The organism is Streptomyces sp. NPDC005752 (assembly GCF_040630715.1).
Taxonomy (GTDB): Bacteria; Actinomycetota; Actinomycetes; order Streptomycetales; family Streptomycetaceae; genus Streptomyces.
On the sequence record NZ_JBEXYB010000066.1, the window covers coordinates 1 to 24,356 of the forward strand.

At 71.0% G+C, this 24,356-nt stretch carries 21 protein-coding genes and 1 pseudogene; 11 read left to right on the forward strand and 11 right to left on the reverse strand.

The window, feature by feature from the left end; genetic code table 11:
• Nucleotides 1-107 precede the first annotated feature (107 nt).
• The gene (locus ABZ441_RS32580) at nucleotides 108-668 is read right to left on the reverse strand and encodes a transglycosylase SLT domain-containing protein (RefSeq protein ID WP_358980900.1); all 561 of its coding nucleotides are present in this window, start codon (nucleotides 666-668) and stop codon (nucleotides 108-110) included.
• A 426-nt stretch (nucleotides 669-1,094) separates the two neighbouring features.
• Between ABZ441_RS32580 and ABZ441_RS32585 the strand changes: the two genes are divergently transcribed.
• From ABZ441_RS32585 to ABZ441_RS32595, 3 genes are all read left to right on the forward strand, one after another.
• Nucleotides 1,095-2,033, forward strand: coding sequence for a LysR family transcriptional regulator (locus tag ABZ441_RS32585; protein ID WP_358980860.1), 939 nt, complete (start codon nucleotides 1,095-1,097; stop codon nucleotides 2,031-2,033).
• Between the two features lie 105 nt (nucleotides 2,034-2,138).
• A complete protein-coding gene (gene hisD, locus ABZ441_RS32590; protein ID WP_358980862.1) occupies nucleotides 2,139-3,500 on the forward strand; it encodes a histidinol dehydrogenase in 1,362 nt (453 codons plus the stop codon).
• Between the two features lie 182 nt (nucleotides 3,501-3,682).
• On the forward strand, nucleotides 3,683-5,134 hold the full coding sequence (locus ABZ441_RS32595; protein WP_358980864.1) for an amino acid permease: 1,452 nt from the start codon (nucleotides 3,683-3,685) through the stop codon (nucleotides 5,132-5,134).
• A 4-nt stretch (nucleotides 5,135-5,138) separates the two neighbouring features.
• Here ABZ441_RS32595 and ABZ441_RS32600 read toward each other — a convergent pair whose 3' ends face one another.
• The gene (locus tag ABZ441_RS32600) at nucleotides 5,139-6,137 is read right to left on the reverse strand and encodes a LacI family DNA-binding transcriptional regulator (protein WP_358980866.1); all 999 of its coding nucleotides are present in this window, start codon (nucleotides 6,135-6,137) and stop codon (nucleotides 5,139-5,141) included.
• Nucleotides 6,138-6,434: 297 nt separating this feature from the next.
• Here ABZ441_RS32600 and ABZ441_RS32605 point away from each other — a divergent pair, with 297 nt between their 5' ends.
• The 7 genes from ABZ441_RS32605 to ABZ441_RS32635 all read left to right on the forward strand — a co-directional run bounded on the left by ABZ441_RS32605 (nucleotide 6,435) and on the right by ABZ441_RS32635 (nucleotide 13,954).
• Complete coding sequence (locus tag ABZ441_RS32605) at nucleotides 6,435-7,574, forward strand: hypothetical protein (protein WP_358980868.1); 1,140 nt, start codon at nucleotides 6,435-6,437, stop codon at nucleotides 7,572-7,574.
• 5 nt (nucleotides 7,575-7,579) lie between these two features.
• Complete coding sequence (locus ABZ441_RS32610) at nucleotides 7,580-8,326, forward strand: alpha/beta fold hydrolase (protein WP_358980869.1); 747 nt, start codon at nucleotides 7,580-7,582, stop codon at nucleotides 8,324-8,326.
• 102 nt (nucleotides 8,327-8,428) lie between these two features.
• Nucleotides 8,429-9,739, forward strand: coding sequence for a histidinol dehydrogenase (gene hisD, locus ABZ441_RS32615; RefSeq protein WP_358980871.1), 1,311 nt, complete (start codon nucleotides 8,429-8,431; stop codon nucleotides 9,737-9,739).
• Nucleotides 9,736-10,509, forward strand: a complete 774-nt coding sequence (locus tag ABZ441_RS32620) for an SDR family oxidoreductase (protein ID WP_358980874.1) — start codon at nucleotides 9,736-9,738, stop codon at nucleotides 10,507-10,509. Before hisD (ABZ441_RS32615) ends, ABZ441_RS32620 begins: the two co-directional genes overlap by 4 nt.
• Nucleotides 10,506-11,291 (forward strand): aldolase/citrate lyase family protein, encoded by a 786-nt coding sequence (locus ABZ441_RS32625; protein ID WP_358980876.1) that lies wholly within the window; start codon nucleotides 10,506-10,508, stop codon nucleotides 11,289-11,291. The genes ABZ441_RS32620 and ABZ441_RS32625 overlap by 4 nt, the downstream gene beginning before the upstream one ends.
• A 208-nt stretch (nucleotides 11,292-11,499) precedes the next feature.
• Nucleotides 11,500-12,846: an MFS transporter gene (locus ABZ441_RS32630; RefSeq protein ID WP_358980878.1), complete on the forward strand. Its 1,347-nt coding sequence runs from the start codon at nucleotides 11,500-11,502 to the stop codon at nucleotides 12,844-12,846.
• A gap of 109 nt (nucleotides 12,847-12,955) precedes the next feature.
• Complete coding sequence (locus ABZ441_RS32635) at nucleotides 12,956-13,954, forward strand: ester cyclase (RefSeq protein ID WP_358980880.1); 999 nt, start codon at nucleotides 12,956-12,958, stop codon at nucleotides 13,952-13,954.
• 213 nt (nucleotides 13,955-14,167) lie between these two features.
• On the opposite strand, the gene ABZ441_RS32640 is transcribed toward ABZ441_RS32635, so the two are convergent.
• From ABZ441_RS32640 to ABZ441_RS32675, 8 genes are all read right to left on the reverse strand, one after another.
• Nucleotides 14,168-16,003 carry a sugar-binding domain-containing protein gene (locus ABZ441_RS32640; protein WP_358980882.1) on the reverse strand — a complete coding sequence of 612 codons (1,836 nt, stop codon included), beginning with the start codon at nucleotides 16,001-16,003 and terminating at the stop codon, nucleotides 14,168-14,170.
• A 58-nt stretch (nucleotides 16,004-16,061) separates the two neighbouring features.
• Nucleotides 16,062-16,676 carry a hypothetical protein gene (locus ABZ441_RS32645; protein WP_358980884.1) on the reverse strand — a complete coding sequence of 205 codons (615 nt, stop codon included), beginning with the start codon at nucleotides 16,674-16,676 and terminating at the stop codon, nucleotides 16,062-16,064.
• 6 nt (nucleotides 16,677-16,682) lie between these two features.
• Entirely contained in the window at nucleotides 16,683-17,519 is an 837-nt protein-coding gene (locus ABZ441_RS32650) for a carbohydrate ABC transporter permease (protein WP_358980886.1), read from the reverse strand.
• A complete protein-coding gene (locus ABZ441_RS32655; RefSeq protein WP_358980888.1) occupies nucleotides 17,516-18,484 on the reverse strand; it encodes a sugar ABC transporter permease in 969 nt (322 codons plus the stop codon). The genes ABZ441_RS32650 and ABZ441_RS32655 overlap by 4 nt, the downstream gene beginning before the upstream one ends.
• The gene (locus ABZ441_RS32660; protein ID WP_358980890.1) at nucleotides 18,481-19,818 is read right to left on the reverse strand and encodes an ABC transporter substrate-binding protein; all 1,338 of its coding nucleotides are present in this window, start codon (nucleotides 19,816-19,818) and stop codon (nucleotides 18,481-18,483) included. Before ABZ441_RS32660 ends, ABZ441_RS32655 begins: the two co-directional genes overlap by 4 nt.
• Before the next feature lie 104 nt (nucleotides 19,819-19,922).
• The gene (locus ABZ441_RS32665; protein ID WP_358980892.1) at nucleotides 19,923-20,651 is read right to left on the reverse strand and encodes a cupin domain-containing protein; all 729 of its coding nucleotides are present in this window, start codon (nucleotides 20,649-20,651) and stop codon (nucleotides 19,923-19,925) included.
• Entirely contained in the window at nucleotides 20,645-21,571 is a 927-nt protein-coding gene (locus ABZ441_RS32670; protein ID WP_358980894.1) for a PmoA family protein, read from the reverse strand. Before ABZ441_RS32670 ends, ABZ441_RS32665 begins: the two co-directional genes overlap by 7 nt.
• A complete protein-coding gene (locus ABZ441_RS32675; protein WP_358980896.1) occupies nucleotides 21,568-22,716 on the reverse strand; it encodes a Gfo/Idh/MocA family oxidoreductase in 1,149 nt (382 codons plus the stop codon). The genes ABZ441_RS32670 and ABZ441_RS32675 overlap by 4 nt, the downstream gene beginning before the upstream one ends.
• Before the next feature lie 297 nt (nucleotides 22,717-23,013).
• Between ABZ441_RS32675 and ABZ441_RS32680 the strand changes: the two genes are divergently transcribed.
• Nucleotides 23,014-24,057, forward strand: a complete 1,044-nt coding sequence (locus ABZ441_RS32680; protein ID WP_358980898.1) for a LacI family DNA-binding transcriptional regulator — start codon at nucleotides 23,014-23,016, stop codon at nucleotides 24,055-24,057.
• Nucleotides 24,058-24,254: 197 nt separating this feature from the next.
• On the opposite strand, the pseudogene ABZ441_RS32685 reads toward ABZ441_RS32680, so the two are convergent.
• Nucleotides 24,255-24,356 (reverse strand): annotated as a pseudogene (locus ABZ441_RS32685) (ectoine hydroxylase); the annotation flags it as partial.

Consider the following 24,356-nt stretch of genomic DNA (forward strand, 5'->3'; position numbering starts at 1 on the left):
GTGTGTTGTTCTGAGGGGGCAACTCCGAAGGGGGCGAGGTGGCCGCCCCCCCCCATCACGGGGGCCCGGCCCCCCCCGCGGGGGCGCCCCCGTCCGTGTGGCAGTGCTCAGTAGGCGGAGTCGACGTTGTCGATGGAGCCGTACTTGTCGGCGGCGTAGTTGGCGGCCGCGGTGATGTTGGCGACCGGGTCGGTCAGGTCCTTCGGGGTGCCGTCGACGTGATAGGCCTCGAAGGTCGGCTGGATCACCTGCAGCAGGCCCTTGGAGGGCGTGCCGTTCTGTGCGTTGACGTCCCAGCCGTTGGCGGCCTCGGGGTCGCCGCCGGACTCACGCATGATGTTTCGGTGCAGGCCCTCGTAGCTGCCCGGAATCCCCTCGTCGTCCATGATCTTGAGGGCATCCCGGATCCAGCCGTCCAGGTCGTCCTTGTCGGAGGCTGCCGCGGCGGCCTTCTGCGCGACGGCGTCCGCCTGTGCGGCGACCCCTGCTGCCGATGCCTCCGCTGCCGCGGCGATGCCGTGCGAGGCCGGCTCCGAGGCGTGTGCGGGCGAAGGGGCGAGGGTGAGGGCCGCTGCTGCGGCTCCCGTCGCGCACAGTGCGGAAACAGAGAACCTGCGGATCCGGGCGGTACGAGCGGTGGGGGCCGGGGACTGGTCGGACGTACGGATAAAACACTCTCCTTGCACAGCGGTCGGGGAAGTCCGGGAGCCGGAGACGGCGGAACGGAAGGGGCGTGGTGCGTCCCGTACGTGCGGAACGTGCTGCCGTCCCTGCCGGTCCGAAGCGTCGGCTCCCTGGACTCGATCCATGGTTAGCGGCACCGCCGGTCGGAGGCAACGGGCCGCATTACTACGCGCCTACGTAGCGAGGGGCCGGCAGGCCGGTTGACGGGATCCAGCACCGTGCGGCACGGCACACACTCCTACTACCGCTCTTCGTATGTGATCTGGAACCTATGGGCCGACTCACATGCAAAGGGGCCGGGGCACCTGCCTCGCCGCCGCCGCTTCCATGACCGCCAGGTGTACCGGCCCGCAGGACATCCCGCGGGCCCGCGCCTCATCGACGGCGGCGTCTGTTCGTAGGGTGCCTGCATGCACAAGACCACTGCACCGGGCAGCATGACACTCGTCCAGCTGAGGGCCTTCGTCGAGGCCGAGCGGCTCGGATCGTTCACCGCCGCCGCGCAGGCCATGGAGATCGCCCAGGCGTCCGCCTCGGAACTGGTCCGCCGCCTGGAGGCGGAGCTGGACACGGAGCTGTTTCTCCGGGGCAGTCGCACACTGTCCCTGACCTCGGCCGGGCAGGAGTTGCTTCCGTACGCCCAGGAGGCGGTGGCGGCTGCGGACGGCGGAGCGCGGGCCGTGCACTCCCTCGGTTCGCTGGGTGGCGGCACCGCCACGTTCGGGGTGCTGCGGAACGCCGACTACTACCTGCTCTCCAACCTCGTACAGATGTTCCACGCACGGTACCCGGCCGTCCGGGTACGACTCGTGGGACAGAACTCCGCCGAGACCGCACTGGCCGTCGCCGCGGGGCAGATCGAGGCCGGCCTCGTCATCCTGCCGATCGACGACGAGGGGCTTGCGGTGACTCCCCTGATGCGCGACGAGGTGTACTACGTCAGCGCCAGCGCCGAGCGGACCCGTACGCCGGTGACCATCGAGGCGTTCTCCCGGGCGCCTCTCGTCCTGTACGACGCGCACTACGGGTGGAAGGACCCGACCCGACGGCAGATCGCCGAGCGCGCGCAGCTCGCCGGGGTACGCATCGATCCCCTCATCGAGCTCGAACGGGTCGAGGCGGCATGCGAGTTGGCGGCGTCCGGAGTCGGCGACACGATCGCCAGCCGGGCCGTGATCGCCAGCCCTTCCTTCCCCGCGGGACTTCACACCGCCCCCTTCGCCGAGCCGCTGTACGACACCATCGCGCTCGTCAGGCGCCTCGGCCATCCCCTCTCCCGCGCCACCCGTGAACTCGCCCGCCTCGCCGAGGACACCATCCGCGAGTTGGGGCACGGCCTGATGATCTGACGCCCGGCACGGTCCGGACGAGGCGCCTCCCACAGGGTGAGCCTGCGGGAGGCGCAGGAACTACCCCTCTAGCCCTGTGGCAGCGTCGCGTCTAGCGTCCGGGGTATGCAGATCACGCACGACGAACAGAAGACCCTCGCCCCTTTCTCCTGGCTGAAGAAGCCGGCGGTCGACGGCCCTCCCGCCCAGCGCGACCCCAAGGTGGTCGAGCGCGTCTCCGAGATGCTCAAGGAGATCGAGAGCAAGGGCCTGGACGCCGTCCGCGCCTACGGACAGAAGCTCGACGGCTGGTCCGGCGACCTGGAGATCGGGGCGGCCGAGCTGAAGAAGTCCGGTGACGCCCTGCCCGCCGACGTCCGCACCGCCCTGGAGATGGGCTACGAACGCACGCACCGCTTCGCTTCCGCCCAGCGCGAGCACCTGACCGACTTCGAGATCGAACTGGCCCCCGGCGTGGCGGGCGGTCAGCGCTACGTTCCGGTGTCCCGCGTCGGCGCCTACCTCCCGGCGGGCCGCTTCCCGCTGCTGGCCAGCGCCTTCATGACCGTGGGCGTGGCAAAGACGGCCGGTGTCCCGACCGTGGTGGCGTGCACTCCCCCCTCCGGTGAGCACGGCGCCCACCCGGCCGTGCTCTACGGGGCCTACCTGTCGCGGGCCGACCGGGTCTTCGCCGTCGGCGGCGTACAGGCCCTCGGAGCGATGGCCTTCGGACTGCTGGGCGAGGCCCCGGTGGACATGCTGGTCGGAGCGGGCAACGCCTTCGTCACCGAGGCCAAGCGGCAGCTCTTCGGCCGGGTCGGCATCGACCTGCTGGCCGGCCCGTCCGAGGTGGCCGTCATCGCCGACGACTCCGCCGATCCGGCCTGGGTCGCCGCGGATCTGCTCGGCCAGGCCGAGCACGGCCCCAACTCTCCCGCCGCCCTCATCACCACCTCCGAGAGGACGGGGCGTGCCGTCGCCGCAGAGGTCGAGCGCCAGCTCGAGACGCTCGCCACCCGGGACATCGCCGGACCCGCGTGGAGGGACTTCGGCTCCGTCATCGTCGTGCGCGACCGGGACGAGGCCGTCGCCGTGGCGGACGTCCTCGGCCCCGAGCATCTGGAGATCCAGACCGAGGACGACGACTTCTACCTGCGCAACCTCACCAGTTACGGTTCGCTCTTCCTGGGCCCCTGGTCCACCGTCGCCTACTCCGACAAGGGCATCGCCGGCCCGAATCACGTACTGCCGACCGGCAAGACCGCTCGCTACAACGCGGGGCTGTCGGTCGCCCGCTTCCTCAAGCCCCTGACGTACCAGAGGGTCACCGAGGAGGGCACGGCCTCACTGGCGCCGGCCGTCGAGCGCATCTCGGCGTTCGAGGGGCTGGCAGCGCACGGCGCGACCGCCACGGTCCGGATCGACCGGATCGGCCGCGAGTCCGGCGCGTTCGACGCCGTCCCCGACGCGTTGCGCGCACAGCTCTGATCCCCTCTCCCCCGCCTCCGGCTCTCCGCCGGCCACGGCCGGAGGCGGGGCCGGTCACCCGGGACGCCGCGAACGGCTGCGGCCCGCGGCCCGGTCCGCCGGTGGCGTCACCCACCCCGGACGGGTGAGTACCGTCCTGCAGCAGGAGCACCTGCGCTCCCACTCCCGCGAGGATTCTCCCCATGCTCCATTCCCCGCCCGCTTCCGCCCCGTCGGAAGGGTCAGGCCCCGCCCTCACCCAGGGACTCAAGGGACGCCAGATCACGATGATCTCCATCGGGGGTGTGATCGGGGCCGGCCTCTTCGTCGGCTCGTCCACCGCCGTGGCAGCCGCCGGGCCGGCCGTCCTGATCTCCTTCCTGCTGGCCGCCGTCCTGGTGGTGCTCGTCATGCAGATGCTCGGGGAGATGGCCGTCGCCCATCCCGACACGGGTTCCTTCTCGACCTACGCGGACCGGGCCCTCGGCCGCTGGGCCGGCTTCTCCATCGGGTGGCTGTACTGGTGGTTCTACATCCTCGTCATCCCCATCGAGGCGATCGCGGCGGGGGAGGTCATCGCGGGGCTGACCTCGATCCCGAGCTGGATCCCAGCCCTCGCCATGATCGCGATACTGGCGGGCAGCAATCTCCTCGCCGTCCGCAACTACGGTGAGTTCGAGTACTGGTTCGCGCTGCTGAAGGTGGTCGCGATCGTGGCCTTCCTCGTTCTCGGCGGGCTCGCGATCTTCGGCCTCCTGCCGGGTTCCGACACCCACGGGGTGTCCAACCTGTGGAGCAACGGGGGGTTCGCACCCAAGGGCGGGATGGCCGTGCTCGCGGGGCTGCTCACGGCGATGTTCAGTTTCCAGGGCAGCGAGATCGTCACGATCGCCGCCGCCGAGTCGGAGGAGCCGAAGAAGAACATCAAGAAGGCCGTCCGGGCCGTCGTGTGGCGCCTCGGTCTGTTCTACGTCGGCTCGATCTTCGTCGTGGTCAGCCTCGTACCGTGGAACTCGGACGGACTGGCAGCCGGCTCCTACCAGGCGGTCCTCGACCGAATGAACATCCCGGGCGCCGGACGGATCATGGATGTCGTCCTCGTGGTCGCCGTGAGCAGCTGCCTCAACTCGGCGATCTACACCGCCTCCCGCATGGCGTTCTCGCTCGCCCGCCGCAAGGACGCGCCGGCAGCTCTCGCCGTCACCTCCGCGGCAGGCGTGCCCCGCAACGCGGTCGTCGCCTCGACGGTCATCGGCGTCGCCGCGGTGATCGCCAACTACCTGCTTCCGAGCGTCTTCACCTATCTCATCGCCTCCAGCGGCGCGATCGCCCTGATGATGTACATGGTCATCGCGATCACCCAGTACGCGACCCGCCGCAAGGAGGGGGAGCCCGGCGACGTGCGCATGTGGGCGTTCCCCTACCTCACCCTCGGCACGATCGTCTTCATCGCCGGAGTGCTGGTCCTCATGGCGGTGCTGCCCGGCCACCGTCTCGAACTGTGGCTCTCCCTCGCCCTGGCGGCGGTTCTCGTCGGCGTCGGCGTCCACCGGCAACGGCGGCACGGTGACCGGCACGGCACCGACCGGACGGGCCCCGGGGCCGGGGCGGGCATCGCCGGGCAGTCACCTCACGCGGGCTCGTCACCGCGGTGACCGGTCAGAGGAGGCGGGCATGCGTGGCACGGGGCACGAACTCGGTCGGCAGGACGAGGCGTTCGCCGGCGGGATCGGCATCGCCGTCGATGCGCCGCACGAGCAGGCGCGCCGCCTGGCAGGACAGCTCCCGCAGGTCGTGGCGGACCGTGGTCAGCCGGAACACCTCCCAGGCGGCCATGGGGAGGTCGTCGAAGCCGATCACCGTCAGGTCCTCGGGGACCCGGAGCCCGGCGGCGAGAGCCGCGTTCAGGACGCCGATGGCGACCACGTCGTTGCCGCAGAAGACCGCTGTGGGCGGCTCGGCCGCCCGGAGCAGGGCGGGCAGGGCCCGGTATCCCGTGTCGTACTCGAACGCGCCGCGCACGACCCGGTCCGCCGGGAGCCCGATACCCGAGTCGGCCAGGGCCAGCCGGAAGCCGAGCTCACGCTCGCGCCCGGTCGTCGTGTTGGCCGCGCCGAAGACGCCCGCGATCCGTCGGTGGCCGAGCTCGACGAGGGCGTCGGCGACCAGGCGCCCACCCCCCTCGTTGTCGACCACGGAGGCGTAGTCGCCGCTGCCGCCGGTGTCCCGGTTGAGGAAGACGTAGGGCACGCCGCGGCGGTCGAGCTGGGCCGGCAGACGGGAGTCGGTGGTGGCTGTCGCAAGCACCACACCGTCCAGGGACTGGTCCAGCAGCTTCTCCTCGGCAACCGCCTCGTCGGAGCGTTCGGTGAGGAGCATCATGCGGTAGCCCAGGCTCTGCAGCTCGTCGTGCAGAGGTGCGATGACGTGGGGGTAGAACGGGTTCGTCAGGTCCGTCACGATGACCCCGATGCGCCGCGTGGACCGGGTCGACAGGGTCCGGCCCGCCTCACTGGGCACGTAGTTCAGCGCCTGCGCGGCCCGCCTGACCTTCTCGCGGGTCGCCGCGGACACCCGCGGATCGTCCCTCAGGGCGCGGGAGACCGTCGGCTGCGAGACACCTGCCAGCCTCGCCACGTCGTGACTCGTGATCGCCATCCGCCCTCTTCTCCCCACCCGGTGCGCCCACTTCTGGCGCCGCTACCAGTATACGTATGTAGACGCACACCGGGGTGCGGCTACCGACACCTCCCGCCACCCGGGCGGGTGGGCCCGCACCCGCACAGGCCGCGCACTCCAGCCCCGGGCCCGCGATCAGGATCGTCCGGACTTCGGGAGAAGCACCGCAGACGCCACGCACCCTACGCCCGCAGCCACCCCCGTACGACCCCTTGACATTGCCCGGCAGAGGGCCTGTCATGGAAATGCATACGTATTCCAGACAAGGGAGCAGTCATGCCCGATGCCGTCGTGTCCACCGCCGAGCTGGGCCGCCGCACGATCCGCCGCAGCGACTTCGTCTCCTGCAACCAGGCCTTCATCGACTGCCGTACGCCGGGTTCCGACCGCAAGGAGAACTACGCGATGATCGGGCCCGGGGTCTCGCAGGCCGCCGGGCAGCACGTCAACCTCCGGCTGCCGCACGGTTACAACATCGGTGCGGCAGCGATGCCCCACGGCATCACCAACAACCTCCACCTCCACTACACGGCCGAGGTGTTCGTCTGCACCGAGGGCGAGTACCTGCTGCGCTGGGGCGCCGACGGTTCCCAGGGAGAACACCTGCTCCGGGCAGGTGACATCGCCTCCGTCCCCACCTGGATCTTCCGCGGCTTCACCAACACCGGCCCCGACGACGGCTGGATGTTCACCGTGCTCGGGATGGACCACACGGGCGGCATCATCTGGGGGCCATCGGTTCTGCGCGAGGCCGAGGGCCACGGCCTGTACCTCACCGCCGACGACGAACTGGTCGACACGGTCGCCGGCGACAGGGTGCCGGCCGGGGCCGAACTGACCGAACCGATGACGCGGGAGCACATCGACCGGCTCCGCCACTACAGCGCCGACGAGATGAAGCGACGCGTCGCGGCGGCGGACGAACTGGTCTGGTCCGAGCGGCCCTTCCTCGACAGCACTCTGCCGGGCGGAGGCGCGCGGCTGAGCTGTGTCATCGGGTACGGCATGACGGAGGACCTCCACCAGGAGCCCCGGATCTTCAATCCGCACGGGCACAACGTCGCCTGGTTGCGCGCCGATCCGGGCCAGGGGGTCTCCCTCCACCGGCAGCACGAGACACAGACGCTGATCGTCAAGGACGGCCTGTGGGAGGTCACGCTCAACCGCACCGACCCCGTGTCGGTGCGCCTGGGACCGCGCGACATGCTCTCCGTCCCGCCGGACGCCTGGCGCACCCTGCGCAACGTCGGCGACGGACAGGGCGATCTGATGGTCGTCAACTCGGGCGACGGCCGGGTCCGCCTGGACTGGGACGACGAGGTGGCCAAGTGTGCCGCGGACGCGGGGCTCGGGATCGACCACAACGGCTACGTCGCGCCGTACGCCCTGCTGCCCCGCTCCGCGCGCCGCTGGTGACCGCCGTGGCAGACAGCGGACGGCCCGAGCCGCTGCCCCTGGTGGTCGTACCCGGGATGCTGTGCGACGCGGACCTCTGGTCCGAGGTGGTGTTCCCCGAGGGGCACCCGGTCCATCACGTAGAGCTGAGGGGGCCGGACATCGGCGTCATGGCCGGTGATCTGCTGTCCGCCGTCTCCGGCCCGTTCGTCGCGGTCGGCCTCAGCCTCGGTGCCGTCGTCGCCTTCGAGGCACTGCGCACGGCCCCGGAGCGGTTCCGCGGCCTGTGCGTCATGTCGACGAACGCGGGAGCACCACGACCCGCGCAGCACGCCGCCTGGCGCGCGTGGGACGAGCTGATCGCCGACGGCCGGTTCACGGACGTCGTCGAACAGACGCTGCCGGGCATGTTCCCCGCGCCGTGCCCCCCGGGCGAACCGGCGGAGCGCTACCGGCGCATGGCGTATGCCGTGGGTCCCGAGGCCGCCCGCGCCCAGCTCGCCGCGCAGGCGACCCGCCGGGACGCGACCGGCGCGCTGGGCGCCGCCCGGTGCCCGACCGTGGTCCTCGCCGGGGCGCAGGACGCCCTGTGCCCGCCGGACTTCCACCGGACGATCGCGCGGGCGGTGCCGGGCGCGGTGCTGCGGGAGGTGGCCGGGGCCGGTCACCTGCTGCCCTGGCAGTGCCCGTCCGCCGTATCCACCGCACTGCGGGACCTGCTGGCGCGGGTGGCCGCACCCGTGACCTCCGCGCACACCGCGCCGGCCGGCTGAGCCGCCCGGCCCGGCCCCGACGCCCCGCCCGGCCCCGACGCCCCGCCGGGGCCCGTCCCCGCACACCCCACATCCGACACCCGTCCGCGAAAGAAGGCCGCCATGCCTCGCTTCCTCAAGTCCCCCGTGCCCGCCGGTCAGGTGAGCGCCGCCCGCGCGGATGTCGCCGAGCGCGTCCGCACCATCCTCGACGACATCCGCGAGCGGGGTGACGAAGCGGTCCGCCGGTACTCCGAGAAGTTCGACGACTGGAGCCCGGACTCCTTCCGCCTGAGCCCGGACGAGATCCGGAAGATCATCGCCGGTGTGCCGGAGACGGTCCTGGAGGACATCCGTTTCGTCCAGCGGCAGGTGCGCACCTTCGCCCAGGCGCAGCGCGACTCGCTGCACGACGTCGAGATCGAGACCCTGCCCGGTGTCCACCTCGGGCACCGGCACGTCCCGGTGGCCGGCGCCGGGGCCTACGTACCCGGCGGGCGCTACCCGCTGACCGCGTCGGCGCACATGACGATCGTGACCGCCAAGGTGGCCGGGGTGGAGACGGTCGCCGCCTGCACCCCGCCGATCCGGGGCGAGATCCCCGCGGCGACGGTGGCGGCGATGCACCTGGCGGGTGCCGACGAGATCCACCTGCTCGGCGGGGTCCAGGCCGTGGCGGCGCTCGCCATCGGCACCGAGACGGTCGGCCGGGTGCCGCTGATCGCGGGTCCGGGCAACGCGTACGTGGCCGAGGCCAAGCGCCAGCTGTTCGGCGAGGTCGGCATCGACCTGTTCGCGGGCCCGACGGAGATCCTGGTGATCGCCGACGAGCAGGCGGACCCGTTCGTGGTGGCCGTCGACCTCCTCTCGCAGGCCGAGCACGGCCCGGACTCCCCCGCCGTTCTCGTCACCACGTCCGAACAGCTTGGCCGGGAGGTCGAGCGCCACATCGAACGGCTGCTGCCCGGCATGCCGACGAAGGACTTCGCCGGACCGGCCTGGCGCGACCACGGCGAGATCGTCGTGGCCGGCTCCCTGGCCGAGGCCTTCGAGATCGCGGACTCCTACGCCAGTGAACACGTGGAGGTCCTGACCGAGAACCCGCGTCAGGCGCTGGACCGGATGAAGGACTACGGTGCGCTCTTCCTCGGTGAGGGGACATGCGTCTCGTACGGGGACAAGGTCATCGGCACGAACCACGTGCTGCCCACCCGGGGGGCCGCGCGCTACACCGGTGGCCTGTGGGTGGGGAAGTACCTGAAGACGGTGACGTACCAGGAGGTGACGGACACCTCCTCGTCGGCACTGCTCGGCGAGGTGTGCGGGCGGGCGGCGCGCGTCGAGCTGTTCGAGGGGCACGCCCGTTCCGGTGACGTGCGGGCCGCCAAGTACGGCGACGGAACGCTGTCGTGGAACGACGAGGCGCACGCATGAGCCGGCTCACGGACCCACTGGCCGGGCGCACGGCACTGGTCAGCGGGGGCGGCAGCGGACTCGGTGCCGCCATCACGCGCTCCCTGTTGTCCGACGGGGCGCGCGTGGTGATCACCGGCCGCAACGAACGCGCGCTGAGGGACACGGCCTCGCGCCTGGGCCCCGATGTCACCCACCGGGTCTGCGACGTGTCCAGGCCGGACGAGGTCGCGTCACTCGCGGAGGGCCTCGCGGGCGAGGAGATCTCGGTGCTGGTCAACAACGCCGGGATCGCGGGACCGGTGGCGCCCCTGACCGAGATCTCGGCCGAGGACTGGGACGAGGTCTTCGACGTGAACGTGCGCGGTGTGTTCCTGATGTGCCGCGCCTTCCTTCCCGCGATGACGGAGCGGGGCGCCGGGGACGTCGTGAACATCGCCTCGGTCTCGGGGAAGCGGCCACTGCTGCGGCGCACGCCCTACTGCGCGTCGAAGATGGCGGTCATCGGGCTGACCGCCACCCTGGCGGGCGAGGTGGGTCCGCTGGGGGTCACGGTGAACTCCCTCTCCCCCGGGCCCGTCTCGGGTCCCCGGATGGAACGCAACTTCCGCCTGGAGGCGGAGCGCGGCGGAACCAGCTACGCCGAGGCCGAGGAGGCGTTCGTGTCGCGGTCCGCCCTCGGGCGGATGGTCGGCGAGGAGGAGGTCGGCGCCGCGGTGAGCGCGATGCTGCGGATGCCGGGCCTGTGCGGCGCGGACATCGACCTCTCCGCGGGGATGGTGGCGCGGTGACGGCGGCACGCGCGGACCGCCGCTCCCTCAAGGCCCGGCTCGCGGCCGGGGAGCGGCTGTACGGAGCGCTGCTGCGGCTCCCCTCGGAAACCCTGGTGGAGATGGCCGGGGTCGCCGGCCTCGACTACGTGGTCATCGACTGCGAGCACGGGCCTGCCGACATGGCTGCGCTGCAGCACCACCTGACGGCGGCGGCGGCCCAGGGGATCGACGTCCTCGTCCGGGTCGGCACGTCCGAGCCCGCTCTCGCCCTGCGCTGCCTCGACCTGGGGGCCGTGGGCATCATCCACCCGCATGTGGACTCCGCGCGGGACGCGCGGCGGGCGGTGGCCTCGGTCCACCACCCGCCGCTGGGAACACGGGGGTTCGCGACGTACAGCAGGGCGGGCCGCTTCGGGACGGTGTCGGCGGCGGACCACCTGGCCGCCTCACGGGACACCCTGGTGGTGGTCATGGTCGAGACGGAGCGGGCCTGTGCCGCCACCGGGGAGATCGCCGCCACGCAGGGTGTCGACGCGGTCCTGGTGGGACCGGCCGACCTCGCGGCGGACTGCCTTTTCCCCGGTCAGGGCGTGATCGACGGCCTGGTCGCCGAGGTCCATCGGGCCACGCGGGAAGCGGGCCGGGCGGTCATGACGATCGTCCCGGGCGCCGAGGGGGCGAGGGCTGCCGAGCGGGCAGGGGCGCAACTCGTGCTCCACAACATGGCCCACGTCCTGATGGACACGTTCCGGTCCCTCGCGGGCCCCGGAGCCGCCGAGGACTCCGGCAGGCCCTCATGACACCGCGCGCCGGAGTCCGGTACCCGCGAGCCGTGCGGAGGTCACTGTCAGCCGGCTCCGGCCGGGGGGACGCCTCCGATGCCGGGCCGCCCCATCCGCCGAACCGGGTGCGCCCCGTCCACCTCTTGACGGCCTCCGCCGGCCTCCCTAGTGTTCGGCGGAAGTTCATACGTATGCACAACCTCGTCAACGCGCGAACGGAGAACCCATGTCCGCTGTAGCGCCGCCCACCGCCACCGCCGGCACCCCCGAGGCCGGCACGGAGAAGCGGAAGGCGATACGCCGAGCCATCGGCGCGGGAAGCATCGGAAACTTCGTCGAACAGTTCGACTACGGCCTCTACGGGTACATGGCGCCCGTACTGGCTCCCGCCTTCTTCCCCGAGAGCGATCCGGCCGTGGCGGTGCTGAGCACCTACGCGATCATCGCCATCGCGTGCCTGTTCCGCCCCCTGGGCGGAACACTCGTCGGCCGCTGGGGCGACCGGGTGGGCCGGAAGAAGACACTGTTGTGGACCATCGTGGTCATGGGCATCACCACCGCCCTCATCGGCGCCCTCCCGACGTACCACCAGATCGGGATCCTCGCGCCTCTGCTCCTGCTGCTCCTGCGCGTCGTGCAGGGCATGGTGTCGGGCGGGGAGTACGTGGGGGCGGTCGCCTTCATCGTGGAGTGGGCCGAGCCCCGGCGGCGCGGCTACTACGCCTCGTACGCCTCCAACAGCTGCTTCGTCGGCATCCTGGCCGGGGCCGGCACGGCCGCGCTGACCAGTTGGGTGTTCCAGGGCCCCTCGCTGGACTCGTGGGGCTGGCGCATCCCGTTCCTGCTCGCCCTGCCGCTGAGCGCGGTGGGGATCTGGCTGCGCAGGCGCATCGACGAATCACCCGAGTTCGTCCGGGCGACCGAGGGCGGCACCGCGGTCGTCAAGTCCCCGATCCGGGAGGCGCTGCGCACGCAGTGGCGGCCGATGCTCGTGTTCTGCGGTGTCTCCGTGATGCTCGCGATCCTGTCCTACAGCTGGGTCACGTTCTATCCCGAGTATCTGACCGGCACCCTCGGCCTCCCACGCTGGATGGCGCTGACGTCCAACGCGATCTCGATCGCCGTGCTCATCCCCCTGCTGCCCCTCGCGGGAATCCTCTCGGACCGGATCGGCCGCAAACCCATGCTGATCGCGGGTGCCGTCGCGTGCATCGTCCTGGTGCCGCTGGCCTTCCGGGTCGGCGAGGGCGGCACCTTCGGCACGGCGATCGCGAGCCAGCTGATCTACATCGTCCCCGAGTTCTTCCTCACCGGCATCGTCACGGTCTGCACGGCGGAACTCTTCGCCACACGGACCCGGTTCAGCGCGAGCGCCATCGCCTACAACAGCTCTTTCTCCATCTTCATGGGGATCACACCGTTCGTCGCCGCGCTGCTCGTCAGCAGCTTCGACACGATCTACGCCGTGTGGGTCTACCTCGCGGCGGCCGCGGTGATGGCCCTCGTCGTCGTGAGCGCCTTCATGACGGAGACGTACCGGAGCCACCTGGGGACGGACAAGTTCGCCGCGTGACCTGCGCAGGGTGACCACCGGCGGGCCTCGCGCCCGCCCCGTACCGACCAGCCCTCTTTCCGTTCAGATACATACGCATACATCATGCACGCCCAGAAAGCTGAGAATCATGACGCTCGACCCCGCCGCCTACCTTCCCTACAAGGACCCGGACGATTTCATCCGTGAGGTCACCGACCGCATCTGGGTCGGACGCGACATCGCCTACATCGTCGACAACTACGAGCCGGACTCGATCGTCCACACGAGCCTCGGCACCGTGGTGGGCCGCGACGGCGTGATCGAGGGCAGCACGATGCGCATGGGCAGCACGCCCGGCCACATCGGCCAGGCGGAGGACGTGGTGTGGGAGGCGCGTGGTGACGACGCCTTCCTCAGTTCGCACCTCGTGTTCTCCGCGGACGAGCACCTGGTCGACGGCCGGAACATCCGCATCCGCAAGCGTACGGTCGCCAACTGCCTCTACCGCCGCGGCCGGATGGTGGAGGAATGGGTGGTGCGGGACGAGCTGGCGGACTGCCTGCAGCGCGGTGTCGACCCCGACGAAGCGGGCCGCGCCCTGCGGTTCCAGGGCTACAGCGGGTCGATGACCGAGGAGCCGCCGAAGGACGTCCTGCTGGCCGGCGTCAGCGGACCGCGCCCCGACGAGTTCCGGCCCGAGTGCGAGATGGTGCTGGAGTTCATCGAGGAGGTGTGGACGCAGCGCCGCCTGCACAGGGTCGACGACTTCATGGTGCGCGACCTCTTCCTTCACACCACCGGCGACCGGACCGTCATCCGCCCGGAGCGTTACCGGAGCGATCTGCTGTCCATGGTGGGGGCGTTCCCCGACGCCCGGTTCGCGGTGCGGGACGTGCAGACCAACTACTCGCCCCGGTACGCCGGACTGCGGGTGGCCGTCACATGGACCATGCACGGCACCTACCGGGGCACGCCGGTCTTCGGGCAGCTGACCGACAAGCCGGTGACCGTCCTCGGAGTGTCCCAGTTCCTGATTCAGGAGGGCCGGATCGTCAGGGAGTTCCGTGTCTACGACGAGATCTCGCTGCGGGCCCAGATCAACAGCACACGGGGGGACGGTCCGGCGGTGGAGGCCAACATCTACTGAGCGCCGGCCTCCTGCCGGCGCACGGGGCCGGGGAAGGCGGACGGGCCCCGGACACGATCCGGGGCCGCCCCTCCCCCGGCATGAGCCGACCGCCTCCCGCCCCGTGGCCGGGCTGCGCGGGGCGGTCGGCGCGGTCGACCAGGCACGGCCCACTCACCACCGCGTGCCCGGCCCTCGGCGTCCCCTCGTGTGCGGCCACGCGGGACGGGTCGATCACCCTTCGGGCGCGGCGTCGAAGGTGGCGTCCTCGGCCTTCCGCGACGGGAGCTGACGGAGGATCGTGCGCAGGTCGGCGAGCGGGATCTTCGGTCGGCGGTCGGCCGTGAGCAGGCCGTTGGTCTCCTGTTCGGTGTCGGTGAACTGGGTGTAGCAGAAGCCGGCGAGCCCTGAGTCCGCGGCGGCGCCGACGAGGGCGGAGAGCCGGTCGGCGAGTTCCTGCGGCGTCGTGAGGGTGTCGTAGCCGAACCATCGGGTGCCGGCCGGTGCGAGGGTGGCGCCGCCGAATTCGCTGAGGACGACGGGCTGCCCCTGGTGCTGGACCCCGGGGAGGGTGAGCCGCTTGGCACCCGGCCACGGGTCGACGATGTGGCCGCTGCGGAGCGAGGGGTCACCGTAGCGACGGCGGAGGACCTCCGCGTCCTGCGTGTAGTCGTGGACGCCCCAGATGTCGCTGGTGGAGACTTCCCAGCCGTCGTTGGAGACGGTGGGGCGCGAGGGGTCCAGGGTCTTGGTGAGGTGGTAGAGGGCGTCGATGAAGTGGCGCTGCGCGGGCACGAGGGCGGGGTTGGGCACCGACCAGGACTCGTTGACGGGTACCCAGGCGACGATGGAGGGGTGGCTGAGGTCGCGGGTGACGGCTTCGGTCCATTCACCGATCTTGCGCCGGACCATCCGGGTGCTGAACGCGAAGGCGGACGGCATCTCCTGCCAGAGCACCAGACCGATCCGGTCGGCCCAGTAGAGGAAGCGGGGGTCCTCGATCTTCTGGTGGACGCGCAGTCCGTTGAGGCCCATGTCCTTGGCCAGTTCCGCGTCACGGCGCAATCCCCCGGCGGGCGCGGACAGGTGCGTTTCGGGCCAGTAGCCCTGCTGGAGTGCGAGGCGCAGGAAGTACGGCTTGTGATTGAGGAGGAAGACTCCGTCACCCCAGCCGATGTCGCGCAGGCCGAGATAGGACGTGACGCGGTCGACGGGGTGGCCGTCGGCGGCGTCGCTGAGCGTGACCGACGCGTCGACGAGGTGCGGGTGCTCGGGACTCCAGAGCAGGTCGTCGAGGTCCTGGGCGTGGCGCAGCGCGGGGATGGAGATGTCGAAGTCGGTTTCCTGGCCTTCTGCCAGGGTGCGTTGCTCGGCGAGTACGCGGTCGCCGAGGGTGAGGCGGACCGTGAGGTGCAGGGGGCGCTGCGGCCACCGGCTGAGCTGGAGCTGGCAGCGCACCCGGGCGTGGGTGACGTCGGGCGTCCAGTGCAGGAGCGTCACGTGCTGTTCGGGGACCTCCTCGAGCCACACCGGCTGCCAGATTCCGGACGTGCGGTGGTACCAGATGACGTGGGGGTCGCGGCGCCAGTCCTGCTTTCCGCGGGGCTGCGCGGCGTCGGACGGCTGGTCTTCGGCCCTGACCACGACGACCTGGTGCCCGTCGTGATCGACGACGTCGGTGATATCGCAGGTGAAGCCGGTGTGTCCGCCTTCGTGGCGGCCCACCAGGCGGCCGTTCACCCATACTTCGGCCCGGTGGTCCACCGCCCCGAAGTGCAGGAGCAGACGCCGCCCGGGGGCCGGCTTCGTCACGTCGACGGTGCGCCGGTACCAGAGCGTGGGGTGGAAGCCGGTGTTTCCCACCCCCGAGGCCCGGCTCTCGGGCGGGTACGGCACGGTGATGGTGCCGGTGAAGGGGGCGGTCACGTCCGGGGCCATCCAGCGACCGGACAGGCCGCGGTCCGCGTCGTCGTAGGCGAACTGCCACGTGCCGCTCAGATCACGCCAGTTGGGGTCGCGGATGAGTTGCGGCCGGGGGTGGTCGGCGGCGTCCAGGTGCGTGTGGGGCATACGGGAACTCCGGGATGGGGTCGGAAACGTGCACGGGCGTGGAGGGCGCCGCAGCCGGTCAGGTTTCTTCCCGGCCGGTGGAGGAGCGGAGGTCCACCACGGTGGCGGCGAAGGCCAGCGGCCCGGGCAGCAGCGGGATCAACAGGGGCATCGACCACACGAGGAGCGCGGCGAGAAGCACGGCGGCGGCCAGCAGGAGGCTCCCGCCCGGGTCGGCGGCCGAACGGACGAGACCCTCGCGTACGGACAGCTGGTGCGGGCCCGCGACCGCGGTGGCACGCAGCCCGACGACCGCGGCCGAGAGGGCGAGCAGAGCCAGTGCGGGTGCCACGACGGGCGCCCCGGGCAGCTCGCTGCGGACCAGAGCGGCGTCGACCGACAGGATCACGGCGAGAACGGGTATCAGCAGTCCGGCGGCCAGCGTGCGAAGGGTCAGATGCACACGCAACCGGGCGGCGTACGCCCCGAGGCCGACCGGCAGACCGTCGTGCGCGGTCTTCCGTAGGGTCTTTGACGCTGCGGCGAACGCGGCCGGAGCCGTGACGACGGGCAGGCAGGCGACGCTCGTGAGCAGTCCGACGACCAGCATGTCGGCGAAGAGGCTGAAGCCGGATCCGAAGACCTCGCCGGGTTCCCGGCGGTCGCGGCGCGGTGCGGTGGGCGCGTGGGACATGGCGGCTCAGCCCTTCAGTCCGGAGGTGGCCATGCCCTGCACCAGATAGCGCTGGAACACGAAGAAGAACAGCACGATCGGGAGCACGGAGATCACCGACATGGCGAACATCGGCCCGTACGCGGAGGTGCTGGACTGGTCGACGAAGCTGCGCAGGGCCAGGGTGATGGTGAACTTCTCCGGTGCGAAGAGGTAGATCATCTGTGTGAAGAAGTCGTTCCACGTCCAGATGAACGTGAAGATGGCCGTGGTGATCAGCGCGGGCCGGCTCAGCGGCAGCGTGATCGACCAGTAGGTGCGGAAGGGACCGCAGCCGTCGATGCGGGCGGACTCCTCGAGCTCACGGGGAAGCCCGCGCATGAACTGGACGATGAGGAAGACGAAGAACGCCTCGGTGGCCAGGAACTTGGGCATGATCAGCGGCCAGTAGGAGTCCACCAGGCCGAGCTGGTTGAAGACGATGTACTGCGGGATCAGCACCACGTGGTGCGGCAGCATCAGCGTCGCCACCATGAAGCCGAACATCACCTTGCGCATGCGGAAGCGCATCCGGGCGAAGGCGTAGGCAGCCAGCGAACAGGACAGGACGTTGCCGATGACCGCGCCACCCGCGATCACCAGGGTGTTGCCGAGGAGTCTGCTGACGGTGACACCCGACACCCCCTCGAGGGCGGTCGTGTAGTTCGACCACTCCAGGTGGCTCGGCCACAGATCGAGGCTGGTCACGACTTCGTCGGCGGGCTTCAGCGAGGTGGCGAGCAGCCAGGCCAGCGGATACAGCAGGAGGAGGAGGCTCACGGCCGCGGCCGTGTGCGGCAGCCACCGCTTCGTGGCGATGTTCATCGTCCCTCCTCGTCCGCGTAGAAGACCCAGGACCGGGAGGTCCGGAACAGGATCAGGGTGACCAGGCCGATGGCGATGAGAAGCAGCCAGGCCATGGCCGATGCGTAGCCCATGTGGGAAGCGGTGAAGCCGCGCTCGTACAGGTACAGCGTGTAGAACATGGTGGAGTCGGCGGGGCCGCCGTTGCCGCCGCTGATCGCGAAGGCCGGGGTGAAGACCTGGAAGGACTGGATGGTCTCGAGCACCAGGTTGAAGAAGACGACCGGGGACAGCATGGGCACCGTGATGGACACGAACTGCCGCCATCGGCCGGCGCCGTCGAGGGCCGCCGCCTCGTAGAGGTCGGGCGATATCTGCTGCAGCCCCGCCAGGAAGATCACCATGGGCGCGCCGAACTGCCACACGGTGAGCAGGACGACGGCGTACACGGCAAGATCGGGGTTGCCGACCCAGCCACCGGTGTTGATGCCGATCGCACCCAGGATGCCGTCGACCGAGCCGCCGTCGTTGAAGAGGGCCTTCCACACCAGGGCGATGGACATGCTCGCCCCGAGCAGGGACGGCGCGTAGAACGCGGAGCGGTAGAAGGCCCGGCCCCGGCCGAGGTTCTTCAGGAGCATGGCCACCCCGAGGGCGAAGGCCAGCTTGAGTGGGACGGCCACCACGACGTAGAGCAGGGTGGTCCCGACCGAACGCCAGTACCGGGGGTCCTCGGTGAGCATCTCGGTGTAGTTGCGCAGACCCACCCACTGCGGCGGGTCGAAGAGGTTGTAGTCGGTGAACGACAGGTACAGCGACACCGCCATCGGCACGAGGGTCAGGACACCCGCGCCGATCATCCACGGTGAGAGGAACACGTAGGCGGGCCACTGCTTCTCACGTACCCGGCGGCGTCGCTCGCCGGAAGGCTTCGGGGCCTCGGTCCGGTCGCCGGACGAGGGTGCCCTGGTCGGCACGGCGCTCATGACCTCAGCTCCCGGTCGGCCTCATCGATGAGTTCACGCGCGGCCTCGCGCGGGGTGGCGAGGCCGTACGCCACGCGCTGGTACTGGCGGGTGAAGGCGGTCTGGACGGCTACGTCGCCTCGTGGCGGTGCGGTCGGCGGGGCGTCCAGGCCGTACTTCTCCATCGTCTGCGCGTACCGGTAGATCTCCAGTTCCGGGCCCTTCAGGGTCTTCGCGGCCCGGGCGGCGACCACACGGTTGGGCGGAGTGGACCGGGTGAAGCCGAGGATGTCGCCGGCCCGCCGGTCGTTGAGCAGAAAGTCGGCCAACTGGGCCGCCTCCTTCGGGTGTTCGCTGTGGGCTCCGACGCCGAGGAGCATGGAGGGCTTGAAGTACTGGCCCGCGCGGCCGTCGGTCGTGGGGACCGGAGCGAAGTGGATGTCGTCACCGAGGAGAGCCGTGTAGCCGGGGAACGGTGCGTCCCAGGTGTAGTCGGCCGCCGCGAGTCCGCGTCCGATGGGACTCGTCTCGGTGCTGTTGGCCTGCACGGTGTCCTTGGCCTCGGCGACGGCGCCTTCCTTGCGCAGCTCGTCGCAGAACGTCCAGAACTCGGTGAGGTCGTCCTCGGTGAACCCGAGCTTGTTCTGGCCGGCGTACAGCTGCCCGCCGCGGCCGCGCAGCCAGTTCTCGAACACGTCCTCGTTGACCCCGCCGTCGTTGGAGCCGACGACACCGCGTCCGTCGGGGGACTTCAGCCCCAGGGCGGCGACCCGCCTGTTGGCCTGCGCCCATTCCTGCCAGGTCCAGCCGGGGCGCGGCGCGGGGATGCCCGCCTGCTTGTAGACGGTGGAGTCGTAGGCGTATCCGGTGATGCCTCGGCCCATGGGCAGGGCGTACTGCTTGCCCTCGTACGTGCCCGTGCGCAGGAAATCGGCGTCCATCTCGGAGGTCCGGATCGTCCTGTCCCGGATGGCCTCGCCGAGGGGCAGGAGTGCGCCGCCTCCCGCGTACTGGGAGACCTGGCGGTAGTCGAGCTGGGCCAGGTCCGGGATGCCGCCTCCCGCGGCCTGGGTGGCCAGCTTCTGCATGTACGAGCCGAAGTCCCCGTTGGAGGTGCGGACGGTGACGCCGGGGTGTTCCTCCTCGAAGAGCCGCACGGCCCGCTGCGTGCGTTCGGCTCGGTCGTCGTTGCCCCACCAGGAGAACGTGAGGGTGATTCCTTGGGATGTGCCGCCGCTCTCGGCGGAACACGCGGTGAGCGTGGCCGTCAGTGCAGTACTGAGACCGATGCCGGCCGCGGCCAGGACGGCCCGGCGGCTCGGGTGTCGGCGCCGGCCGCTTCGGGGCTCGGGCATGGAGGAGCCTTCCAGGAACAGGACATGGGTGGAGTGAGGAGAGGGAGGAGCGCAGGGCCCCGGTCCGGGGGCGGGGCCGCTGCGTCGCGGACGGCGGACTGCCGTCAGATACCGGGGTAGACGTCGAGGCGTCCGCACATGCCGAAGCGTCCGCGTGCCGTGGGGCCGGTCGAGGCGACCCGCGCCTCGGCCAGGTGCCGCCCGTCCCCACCGCGCAGGGCGCCGAACTGCTCCCCGGTCGCCGTCGCGGCGGCGTGGGCGCCGTCCCGCCAGCGCTGCTCCCACGCGTCGAGGCGGGGCCGCACCAGCGCGGCGGCCGCCCGCTGGAACGCCGCGAGCGGCTCCGGATCGCCCTCCTCCGTGGCTTCACGAAGCTCCAGGAAGCGGCGCGTCGCCAGGTCGCGGCGAGCGCGGGCGATGTCCGCCTGTTCGGCCTCGGGGACGTCGGTGGGGATGCGGATCGCGTCGGCATACGTCTCGGCGTCCGTGAGACGGTCCTGCGGCAGGGTGAGGACCGCGTCGCCCGCCTCCGGCAGACCGCTGTTCTGCATCACGACGACGATCTCCAGACCGTTGTCGTTGACCAGGCGGTGGATCGTGCCGGGCGTGAACCAGGCCACGGCGCCCGCCTCCAGGGGTGTCTCGCGGTAGCCGGAGGTGGTGAGGGTCTGCACGGCGCCCCGGCCGGCCGTCACCACGTACCCCTCGCTGCAGGTGAGGTGCAGGTGCGGGGTGCCGCCGCCGGGCAGGCCCTCGACCGTGGGCCAGTCGTAGACGCTCAGCCGTGACACTCCGACCGCTGCCGGGAAACCGTCGTAGGTCGCGCTCACCATGTGCGTGACTCCAGGTGTGCCGCGACCTGTTCGCGGTCCCAGGCACCGTCGGCGACGAGCACGCGGTAGCTGCGGTGGAGTGTGTCGCCGGGGGCGAGGACCATCTCCTCGTGGAACGCCCAGGACGGCGCGACCGCGGCGAAGGGGTCGCTGCGGACGAACCAGTGGGCGGGGTGGGTCCCCTTCTCGCCCGTGTGGTCGTTGGCCGGGGAGTGCTCGAAGACGACCGTGGCGTGACCGTCCCGCCCGTCGTGCTCACCGACGTACGCCAGCCAGGGGGCCTGGCCGCCCATGAGGTCCTCGCCGCCGTCCGAACCGCCGGTGAACACCGTGCCGTCGCGGAAGGCGCGGGGGCCCCGCCAGAACAGGCCGGTGTATCCGGCCGCGGGTCGGCCGTGGGTGGTGGGGCTGCCGAAACGCAGGGGCTCGGCGCGCCGGTTGGTCAGCGTCGAGGTCCAGCCGAGCGTCCAGCTGCCGGCCTCCGGGTCGACGTCGCACACCTCGATGCGGCGTTCCTCCTCGGCCCACAGTTCGCCGCCGTGCGGGTGCCAGGTCAGCTGCTCGGCGATGACGGCCCGGTCGCCGACGGCGCTGACCTCGCCGAAGGCCACATGGGCCATCGAGCCGATCTTCTCCGGCAGTGCGAGGTACCCCTCGCCGTGCACGTACGTGTTGCCGCCCCACAGGTTCTGCCCCGACAGGTGGGAGGCCGTCAACTGCAGTCCCTTGTGCCACCGGTGGTCGTTGGGGCGGTAGTCGGTGACGAGTCCGCCGGAGAGGGTCCTGATCGGGTGCAGGTAGGGCTTGGGCGCCTCCCACGCGGCCTCGGGACGGTACACGTAGGCGAAGAGTTCGGTTCCGGTCGCCTCATGGGCCACGGTGATCCGGTCACCGTGGGCGTGGTTCAGCGAGAGCGTCATGCGTGGTCCTCTTCCTTGCGGGTGATGACAGGTGCCCAGCCCGGGGCGCCGCCGTGCAGCTCGGTGTAGTAGGGATCACCGGGCCCGATGCCGCCCGCGCGAACGGCGGTGTCGGTGAACGCCGACTTGTAGAGGGCGGTGATGAACTCGAGCGTCTGCCTGCCGCCCGCTCCACTGGTGGGGTGGCGCCGCCCGTGCCGGATGTCGGCCACCAGGGCGCGTAGCTGGGCCAGATGCGAACTGGGCTCGTCCGCGCCGAAGTCCCGCCACGCCGCCGCGGTCTCCTCGGGGACACCGGGAGCAGGGGTGATGCGCCAGTCCGCGTTGCGGTAGCCGTACAGATGGGTGAGCTCGATCGTGGCCCTTTCGCAGTCGATACGGATCCGGCTGACCTCGTCAGGGCTGAGAACGCTGTTGACGACGGTGGCGACGGCTCCCCCCTCGAAACGGACCTGGGCGGTGGACACGTCCTCCGTCTCGACGTCGTGCACGAGCCGGGCCGCCATGCCGCGCACCTCCGTCCACGGACCCATCAGGTCGAGCAGCAGGTCGGTCTGGTGGATGCCGTGCCCCATGGCGGGGCCGCCGCCCTCGGTCGCCCAACGACCGCGCCACGGCACCGCGTAGTACGCCGAGTCGCGATACCAGGTGGTCTGGCAGTGCGCCACGAGCGGCCGGCCGAACGCACCGTCACGCAGCAGCCGGCGGACGTGGCGGGCGCCGGAACCGAAGCGGTGCTGGAAGACGATGGACGCGTACGGGTCCGTGTCGCCGCCCTTCTCCGCCGCCTCGATCGCGTCGAAATCGGCGAGCGACGGGCACGGCGGCTTCTCGCACCACACCCAGGCCCCGGCCCTGAGCGCCGCCACGGACTGCTCCCGGTGTACTGCGGGCGGCGTGCACAGGACCACGAGGTCCGGGCGCACTTCGGCGAGCATCGCGTCGAGGTCGGTTCCGGCATACGGGATTCCGGCCTCGTCCGCGAGTGATCGGACGGTGTTCGCGTCCACGTCCACCGCGGCGACGACCTCCACCTCACCCTCCGCCGCCAGGACCTGAAGTGCGGGCAGGTGGGTGGAACGCGCTATCCCTCCCGTACCGACCACGGCGGTGCGCAACGGGGCGCTCGAACGATGCGGAGACATACAGACCCTCTCGTGAGGCAGGCGGGGTGGAGCGCTCCGGGCCGGCGGGCCCACCGCGACGGGCCAGGCCCCGGACAGGCCCCTGTGCGGACGGCCGGTCTCGGCCCGCAGACGTGCGGCGGCGCCGCCCGGAACTGCTGCCGACACGGTCGCCGGTAATTCATTACAACGTTGTAACCGCCGCGAGTCTCCGGGGTCAACCCTTCGAACGTGATGGATTCGAGTAACGGTCCCGGCACTGACACCCCGCACCGACACGTGCATAATCCTGATGATGAAGAAGAGGGGGCCCGGACTGTGGCAGCAGTGACACTCAAGGACGTGGCGGATCGCGCAGGGGTGTCGATCAAGACTGTGTCCAACGTTGTACGAGGTGCCCCACGGGTCTCCGAAGCGACCCGGGAACGCGTGATGCGCGCCGTGGACGACCTCGGCTACCGCCCGAACCCGTCGGCGCGCCGCCTTCGCACGGGGCGCAGCGGCCTGATCGGTCTCGCCGTCCCGGATCTGGCCACGCCCTACTTCGCGGAGTTGGCCCACCACGTCAGGGCGGAGGCCGCGGCGCTGGACCTCACGGTCCTGATCGAGGAGACGATGGGGGACGCGACGGAGGAGTTGCGCCTGGCGACCGGGGTCGGCGCCGCGCTCCTCGACGGCGTGATCCTGTCGCCCTTGCACGTGTCGCGTGGTGAACTGGGCCCTGTCGCGAGCGAGTTCCCCTTGGTGCTGCTCGGCGAACGCAGCTACGCGGGCGACCAGGTCGTGGCGGATCATGTCCTGATCGACAACGTCGCGGCGGCCCGTGAGGCGACCGCGCACCTGGCCGGCCTCGGGCGGACCCGGATCGCTGCGGTGGGTGTGGACTCACAGGCGTCCGCGACCAGTCGCCAGCGCCTCGAGGGGTTCCAACGGGCCCTCCATGATGCCGGGTTGATGTTCGATCCCCGGCTGGCCCCTCCGGTGCGGGAGTTCGACCGGCGCAACGGCCTGCTGGCCACCCGCGCACTCGCCGCCCTGCCGGCGGAGGTGCGGCCCGATGCGGTGTTCTGCTTCAGCGATCTGTTGGCGTCCGGGGCACAACGGGCGCTGTACGAAGCAGGTATGAGCATCCCCGGGGACGTCGCGGTGGCGAGTATCGACGGCTCGGACGAGGCGCTCTACAGCACGCCGTCCCTCACTTCCGTGGTGCCCGACAAGGCCGCCATCGCAGCCTTGTCCGTGAAGTGCCTTGCGACACGCATCCGCTCGGAGGTGCCGCTGCCTTTCGAGGTGCACACAGCCCCGCACCGGCTGGACGTGCGGGAGTCGACGGACGGCGTACGGCGGCAGTTGGCGCCGTGACCGGTGTGCGCTCCGACGGGCGCCCCGTGGCGTCGGCCCGGTAGTGGCGGTGGGTGGTGGGCCGCGGAGCGAGCACTGCCGCCCGGCGGCATCCGCGGCCGGGCGGCACGAGCTACGCGCCGCTGCCTGGCCGGACGGCGGTCGGCCCCTGATCGAGCCCGACGAGGACCGTCGGCCAGGCGTTCACGCGGACGACCTCACCTGACCGGTGTGAAGTCGCGTGCCCCGATGAACTCGGGGCGGCGGACCGGAGCCGAGAAGGGCTCCTGCGCGGTGTTGTCGACGCTGTTGAACACGAT

Excerpts from the sequence above, each read along its gene's own strand:
- ABZ441_RS32675 (WP_358980896.1), bottom strand. The coding sequence starts at position 22,716 with ATGTCTCCGCATCGTTCGAGCGCCCCGTTGCGCACCGCCGTGGTCGGT.
- ABZ441_RS32585 (WP_358980860.1), top strand. The coding sequence starts at position 1,095 with ATGCACAAGACCACTGCACCGGGCAGCATGACACTCGTCCAGCTGAGG.
- hisD (WP_358980862.1), top strand. The coding sequence starts at position 2,139 with ATGCAGATCACGCACGACGAACAGAAGACCCTCGCCCCTTTCTCCTGG.
- ABZ441_RS32620 (WP_358980874.1), top strand. The coding sequence starts at position 9,736 with ATGAGCCGGCTCACGGACCCACTGGCCGGGCGCACGGCACTGGTCAGC.
- ABZ441_RS32605 (WP_358980868.1), top strand. The coding sequence starts at position 6,435 with ATGCCCGATGCCGTCGTGTCCACCGCCGAGCTGGGCCGCCGCACGATC.
- ABZ441_RS32650 (WP_358980886.1), bottom strand. The coding sequence starts at position 17,519 with ATGAACATCGCCACGAAGCGGTGGCTGCCGCACACGGCCGCGGCCGTG.
- ABZ441_RS32640 (WP_358980882.1), bottom strand. The coding sequence starts at position 16,003 with ATGCCCCACACGCACCTGGACGCCGCCGACCACCCCCGGCCGCAACTC.
- ABZ441_RS32630 (WP_358980878.1), top strand. The coding sequence starts at position 11,500 with ATGTCCGCTGTAGCGCCGCCCACCGCCACCGCCGGCACCCCCGAGGCC.
- ABZ441_RS32595 (WP_358980864.1), top strand. The coding sequence starts at position 3,683 with ATGCTCCATTCCCCGCCCGCTTCCGCCCCGTCGGAAGGGTCAGGCCCC.
- ABZ441_RS32635 (WP_358980880.1), top strand. The coding sequence starts at position 12,956 with ATGACGCTCGACCCCGCCGCCTACCTTCCCTACAAGGACCCGGACGAT.
- ABZ441_RS32600 (WP_358980866.1), bottom strand. The coding sequence starts at position 6,137 with ATGGCGATCACGAGTCACGACGTGGCGAGGCTGGCAGGTGTCTCGCAG.
- ABZ441_RS32660 (WP_358980890.1), bottom strand. The coding sequence starts at position 19,818 with ATGCCCGAGCCCCGAAGCGGCCGGCGCCGACACCCGAGCCGCCGGGCC.
- ABZ441_RS32645 (WP_358980884.1), bottom strand. The coding sequence starts at position 16,676 with ATGTCCCACGCGCCCACCGCACCGCGCCGCGACCGCCGGGAACCCGGC.
- ABZ441_RS32655 (WP_358980888.1), bottom strand. The coding sequence starts at position 18,484 with ATGAGCGCCGTGCCGACCAGGGCACCCTCGTCCGGCGACCGGACCGAG.
- ABZ441_RS32670 (WP_358980894.1), bottom strand. The coding sequence starts at position 21,571 with ATGACGCTCTCGCTGAACCACGCCCACGGTGACCGGATCACCGTGGCC.
- hisD (WP_358980871.1), top strand. The coding sequence starts at position 8,429 with ATGCCTCGCTTCCTCAAGTCCCCCGTGCCCGCCGGTCAGGTGAGCGCC.
- ABZ441_RS32665 (WP_358980892.1), bottom strand. The coding sequence starts at position 20,651 with ATGGTGAGCGCGACCTACGACGGTTTCCCGGCAGCGGTCGGAGTGTCA.